The following is a 6,512-nucleotide window of genomic DNA, read 5'->3' on the forward strand; positions in this document are numbered from 1 at the left end:
TGCCTCCTGCGAAGCAGCATCACTTCCTCGCGCAGCGAGCCTCACTTCCCCGGATGCTACTCCGGGCATCACTTCCTGGGATGTTCTTCCCAGCATCACTTCTGCTCTTTCCAGATCCCAGACCCGGCTCTTCCTGGCTCTTGATCTTAAATCCCCGCTTGAGCGGGGGGGACCGCTTGCGGTGGGGTGTGTGCTCTTTGAACAACGTTTATAATAGATTGGCCTGTTCGCAATTGAACGATATATTCACTACTTCACGTTATTAATCTGTAATCCATATGTATGCTCCTGCCAGAGGCCAAAAACTAACATCGAGCAATCACTCACATCGGTCTATTTCAGAGCATCGGTTTTTTTCGCATACTAAGACCTACACCCTCCGCCACTACGTGGCCCTCCTCCCTCGAGGGAGGACTTAAGATCAGGATCATCAGGAGCAAAATGCAAGTTCGTGCATAAACCAGCATATTAGTGGAATTTGACTCCCTACTCATGGGTAATGATGAGCTCGCTCAAGGGAGGATTCAAGATCAGGATCATCAGGATCGAAACGCAAATTCGCACGAGAACCAGCATATTAGCGGCATTCAACTCCCTTCAGACGAAAAGAACGTTGCGATCATTGTCATTACATCGGCCAGGTTCGGAAATCTCCTTTGTCGATTGAAGGGACGCTTTAAGAGGCTAGTGAATGGAGAAATGAGTTTCTGGAAAAGATTGCAGAGATTTAATACAGATTTGACTGTGTGCAAGACGATGCACGAGGTGTTTCAGTGTAGCTGCTTGATGGCCGGACCGGAGTATAATCATTCACATAAATAAGTTAAACAAGCCTTTTAGTTTTCTACTGATTCGCCTTGGAGGTGAGGGATGTGAAAGGTATCAGTCTTTTACTGCTTTTATTCTTAGGCAGTTTTCTTCTGGGAACGACGATCGATGATGCACTTCTCGAGAGCATTGAAGCACTGGTTGCAGAGACTGCCGAGAGTAAATCCATCCCGGGGCTTTCGCTTTCAGTAAGAGTCGGAGACGTTATCACTGTTTTCGACTACGGTTACGCCAATCTTGAGCACCAAATTCCTGTTACGAAGGATTCGATTTTCGAGATAGGTTCGATTAGTAAGACAATAACGGCAGTAGGTATCCTCCAGTTGAGGGAGCGGGGTCTCATAGATCTCGATGATACAATTGAGCCTTTCTTCCGCGACTTCCCGAGAGCAGGTGAGATAACTGTGAGAGATCTACTGCAGCACAGCTCCGGAATTCATGAGCTGACGGACATTGAGGAATTCAGTAACAATATGCGCCGTGACTGGAGCCCTCAAGAGTTGATAGAGATTACCAGTGAGTTTGAACTGGATTTCGCACCGGGAACCTCTGCTCAATACAGCAACATCAACTTCATCCTCCTGGGTCTGATTATCGAAGAGCTTACCGGCATCCCGTATGACGAATACATAGCAGATAACATACTCGGGCCTCTCGGAATGGGCAACAGCATGCTCGGGAGCAGGAAGACTCTGGTGTATGGCAGGGCAAGTGGCTATCGGCTTTCTGAAGGCGTACTGGAAAATGCAGAGTATGAAAGTCTTGTCTCGCCCTTCGCCAGTGGAGCGATGATATCGACATCTGAGGATCTTGTAAAACTCACCAGAGTCTTTACCCCGGACCTCTTGCTTTCAAAACAGAGTATAGATGAAATGATATCTCAGACGGTACTCAGAAATGGTGAGTTGTGGCCCAATGATAAGAGCATGACCTACGGACTCGGGCTTGATATGCTCTACTTTTTTGACAGATTCGTACCCGGAAAGACGGGCGGAATATCCGGCTTCAACTCATACTTTCTCTATCTTCCCGATAGAGATCTTGCAGTGGCCGTGACTGCCAATCTAGATGACAGCCTCAGGGAGATTGTTTTGCTGGCAATGGAGGTAGCCGATCTCTTGAGGAGCAATTGAAAGGCCATGATAATCGCACAGTCTGGCTCTTGACGTGTGGAGCTAGTCGATTTCGATCTTGCAAGTAGGATGTTTTGCTGTCTTCATTACGCAAGGAGTTTGTTTGACGCGAGCTCCTCGACAAGTTGAATCTCGAGATCTCGCTTTTCAGCAGATAGCTGACAGGTTTGTTCTGAACGTTTTGGAAAACGAAGAGATTAGAAGAAGCGCATTTGCTGAAATTCTAAGCCGATGATTCTTGGAATGATTCAGACTACACTACTTTGGTGAAGACCGAGAGTAATAGGAGGGTATATTTTAGTCGTGAGGAGTAGATTTATTGGCCAGAGCTGAGCCCACAACACAGTTAGGAGCCTGACAGAGAAAACAAAATTTCGAGCCGACTAAAATCTCGAAGTTTTGATCTGCTCAGTGGTGGCAAAACCGATTTTGGCAATCTCTTTACTTTTCGGGAAAGCATAGATTGAGGAGCAAGATGGACTTAATGGCGTCTGCCGATTATGTGTTTTCTCACAACTAAGAGGAGGTTTTCTTATGGCTTCAAAGAAACTACTAATACTGTGTGTGCTGTTTATAACGTTTCTTTCGACCGTGTACTCCAGTCAGCATGATCTCACTACGGACCCTTATGAAGCAAGTTTGGTGGCCAAAGATGCATACATCTTCGCTTATCCGATGCTCGAGAATTACAGAACGATGTATGGCGAGGCAGTTGATTCGGGAGTCTTCAACACGTTCAATCATGTCAAGACGATATTTGGACCTCAAAGCAGAACAGTTGTCCGTCCTAACAACGATACGATCTATTCTACTGCCTGGCTCGACTTGAGGGCCGAGCCAATTGTAATAAGTCTTCCGGCAGTTTCCGACAGATATTTCTCCTTGCAGCTGGTAGACATGTACACTCACAACTTTGCTTATGCAGGCTCGCGAACCACTGGTACCGGAGCCGTGACAGTTATGGTTGCCGGCCCCTACTGGGACGGTGAAATCCCCTCAGGTATAGATAATGCCTTCTACAGTGAAGGCAATTATGTCTATTGTGTTGTGAGGGCGGCAGTTAATAGCGAGCGGCCGGGAGATCTCCAGACGATTCTCCAAATGCAGCAGAAGTATTCATTGCAGCCTCTCAGCACTTACTGCGGAGAACCTGAACCGTCGCCACTTGAAGCAGAGGACTTCCCACTCTTCGATCAGACAGTTGCCGATTCCGTTGGTTTCATCGGATACTTCAATTTCCTTCTGGGCCAGTTGAAGATCCACCCATCTGAAGAGGCTCTTATCGAGAGATACTCAGAGATAGGAGTCGGACCCGATTTCGTCTTCAATCCAGCGGATCTCACAGAGCCTGTAAATGAAGCGATCGAATCTGCAATAGCTCAAGCTCGCCAGGAAATATACCATCCCGGTACAGCGATTGGAAGCATCACAAACGGCTGGTCTCTGCCGGGAAGAATCTTCGGAAACAGAGAAAGGATGCAGGGCAATTATTTCATTAGGGCCACTGCTGCGCACATGGGATTGTATGGAAATGATCTCGAAGAGGCTTATTATCCGAGTAGTTTCTTCGATAGCGATGGAGAGCCGCTAGATGCTTCCAAGTACAACTACATGATAACCTTCAGCCAAGATCAGTTGCCCCCAGTTGATGAAAGGGGTTTCTGGTCAATCACAATGTATGATGCAGACCAGTTCATGGTTGAAAATCCTCTTGACAGATACTCTATAGGTGACAGATCCGAACTGGTCTACGGAGACGATGGATCTTTGGTCATCTATCTCCAGCATAAATCCCCCGGAGAATCGAAGGAGTCGAACTGGCTTCCGGCTCCGGACGGTAAATTCACAACGACTTTGAGAATATACATCCCGTTGCCTGAAGGGCTCGATCCACTCTACTGTCCACCCGCAGTAAGGAAGGCTGGAGCGGTCGAGTAGAGTTAACCGGGAGCAAAGGAGACCAGACGAGAGCTTCTCGATATAGCCCTCAATTTCGTTATCCCATAGAGCCTGCCCCTAAATCCACTCACTTTGTCATCCCGTGATGCCTATGCACGGGATCTCGCTCTTCAAAACCCGGCAAAGATCGAGATCCTGGCCAGAAGCATGCCAGGATGACCTGAAGGGTGGTCATCCCGTTGAACCTGCCCTGATTAGCCTGCCCCAATATGATCCTGTTTGGGGTCTCTGTTCAGGGGTCATGTTTGGGGGGCTTTGCAAGGGATCTCGCATTAGAAAACGCTATACGCTTAAAACCAAGGACCCGCTGATCGCTGTGAAGAAGATTTTGTCCGTCATCGGTCTACCGTTCTCCCCCAAGAATACCGGTTCTTCGTTCCGACGCTACGTGTCCAGGTTGTTCGTTCTTGGCAAGAATTCCGTCATGACTTAAAGTGAGTTCCGTTCTTGATGAGCACACACCCCGTCGACGATGGAACCGTCGACACCCCCTCTCGATAGGGGATTAAGAGCTTTTCAATATCGCGGAACCCTACCTGCCCTCTTTGCTTTTCCCTTCTCTCTACTCTGTGAACAATGGTTTGACCAAGAACGGTTATTCCGAAAACGCCCAATTCCGTCATTCCGACAAAGCTACTGGTCGGAATCCTGACGCTAGTGCTTCATGACTTCAACCAAGAACGAGGAACAGATCTTCGCTCTGGAACGAATAACAGGTTTTCCTCTGCGGACGGTGAACCGTTCAACGGTCAACCAGTTTCTCTTGCTCTTACTAACCTCCAACCCCGGACCTCCGACCCCGGCCTTATTTGCAACTCACATCTTGCAACTGCTCTTTTCGGCGAACAGAGAACCCTTCCTGACCCATATTCACTGGCACTACTGTTAATACGAAGCATACTTTCGAGTCAGGATTTCTCATGAAGACGACCTCTTTTCCAAACTCAACGGCTCCAAACCATTCTATACTTTAAGTGAACCACGAAAGCCTCTTGAACTATAGTAGGAGCCTGCTCCATTATGGTAGACGAATACTGTATCATAGCGACGATCACAGAAGAGGGCACCTCCCAGTCTTCTTATTCTCTCGGGAGTCTTCACCCAGCTCGAACTCCGTAAATCGAAACTCCCCAGCTTCTGCAGCTCGCGGTATTGTTCTTCCGTCAATATATCGATGCCCATTTCTTCGGCCATATCTTCGGCACTATTATGAGGTTTGTTCCTTTCTCTTGACTCGAGCGCTGCTTTATCGTAGCAGACTCTTCTGCGACCCTCAGGACTTTCCGGTGAACAGTCGTAGAACATATACTCGCCCGAATCTTCTTTATAACCAACAACATCCGGTTCCCCTCCGGTCATCTCCATTTCGTTCAGTGACCACATCTTTTCTGGTTTCGCCTCGAGTCTTGCCTGGACATCGGCCCAGTCGATTCCTTCATGGCGCTTCATATTCTTCTCAAAGCGAATCTTCAGTTTGCGGAGCAACTGTTGACTGCTCTCTGGTGGCAAATCTCTATTGTCCTTTCTTTCAGTTTTGTTTTTCATGACATATCATCCCTCTCTTCTTCATTCTCGAATATCACTAACCAGATTTTCCTAGCTTCAAATCGCGCATCTGAAAATCTTTTCACCACCATGAACTGAGTACACATTGGGCTCACTCCGATTGGGCATCTCTAGAATGGCCGCGTTCATCACAGCCAGTCTCGAAGCAGATACCAATCGCGACCTTCTCTGAAGATTCAGGCTCCTGGTGAACTCAGTCTCAACTATTCCAATAAGATGATACAAAGAAGAGTTCTCTATCTCTAAGAAAGTGATACAGTCTTGAGCGAATTACTGATCCAGTGGACGCCACTCTAAAGGACGTAATTCGAAATATGAAAAGGTTTTTCAATTTAGCAATCACCAACGAGTACAGTAGATAATTGCAGAACAATCATGAGCAAGTCAGTCACCTTCGGCAGTCAGTTTGAAGAACCGCTTGCAGGATGACGTCCTTAGTAACACCGATAATTGTTAATCTGCCAGCCGCTTAAGTTTGCCAGACGACACACTCGACACTTTGCTCTTGATTCATTCATCCAGTAAAGCCAGCCCTGAAAGCCTCCTCCTAAATCCACTCACTTTGTCATCCCGTGATGCCTCTGCACGGGATCTCGCTCTTCAAAACCCGGCAAGGATCGAGATCCTGGCCAGAAGCATGCCTGGATGACCTGAAGGGTGGTCATCCCGTTGAGCCTGCCCTGATTAGCCTGCCCCAATATGATCCTGTTTGGGGCTCTTGTTCAGGGCTCCTGTTTGGGGGGCTTTGCAAGGGATCTCGCATTAGAAAACGCTATACGCTTAAAACCAAGGACCCGCTGGTCGTTGGGAGACAACGTTGCCCGTCACCGGTCCCCCGGTCCTCCACCAAAATTACCGGTTCTTCGTTCCGACGCTACGTGTCCGGGTTGTTCGTTCTTGGCAAGAATTCCGTCATGACTGAAAATGAGTTCCGTTCTTGATGTGCACACACCCCGTCGACGATGGAACCGTCGACAACCCTTTCGAGAGGGGATTAAGAGCTATTCAACCTGCATTCCCGGAAAT

At 47.9% G+C, this 6,512-nt stretch carries 4 protein-coding genes; 2 read left to right on the forward strand and 2 right to left on the reverse strand.

The features are described 5' to 3' along the window. Window positions 1–872: 872 nt before the first annotated feature. Complete coding sequence (locus Y697_RS10050) at window positions 873–1,961, forward strand: serine hydrolase (RefSeq protein ID WP_014731663.1); 1,089 nt, start codon at window positions 873–875, stop codon at window positions 1,959–1,961. Between the two features lie 534 nt (window positions 1,962–2,495). Then, window positions 2,496–3,899, forward strand: a complete 1,404-nt coding sequence (locus Y697_RS10055) for a DUF1254 domain-containing protein (RefSeq protein ID WP_014731664.1) — start codon at window positions 2,496–2,498, stop codon at window positions 3,897–3,899. A gap of 984 nt (window positions 3,900–4,883) precedes the next feature. On the opposite strand, the gene Y697_RS10060 is transcribed toward Y697_RS10055, so the two are convergent. Together Y697_RS10060 and Y697_RS14725 are read right to left on the reverse strand one after the other, a co-directional pair. Beyond that, on the reverse strand, window positions 4,884–5,465 hold the full coding sequence (locus tag Y697_RS10060; RefSeq protein WP_121551496.1) for a DUF4256 domain-containing protein: 582 nt from the start codon (window positions 5,463–5,465) through the stop codon (window positions 4,884–4,886). 57 nt (window positions 5,466–5,522) lie between these two features. Next, window positions 5,523–5,711: a hypothetical protein gene (locus tag Y697_RS14725; protein WP_183083784.1), complete on the reverse strand. Its 189-nt coding sequence runs from the start codon at window positions 5,709–5,711 to the stop codon at window positions 5,523–5,525. Between the last annotated feature and the right edge of the window lie 801 nt (window positions 5,712–6,512).

The organism is Mesotoga sp. BH458_6_3_2_1 (assembly GCF_003664995.1).
Taxonomy (GTDB): Bacteria; Thermotogota; Thermotogae; order Petrotogales; family Kosmotogaceae; genus Mesotoga.

What these genes read in the sequence shown, in the direction of transcription:
- Y697_RS10055 (WP_014731664.1), top strand. Translation starts at nt 2,496, where the DNA reads ATGGCTTCAAAGAAACTACTAATACTGTGTGTGCTGTTTATAACGTTT.
- Y697_RS10060 (WP_121551496.1), bottom strand. Translation starts at nt 5,465, where the DNA reads ATGAAAAACAAAACTGAAAGAAAGGACAATAGAGATTTGCCACCAGAG.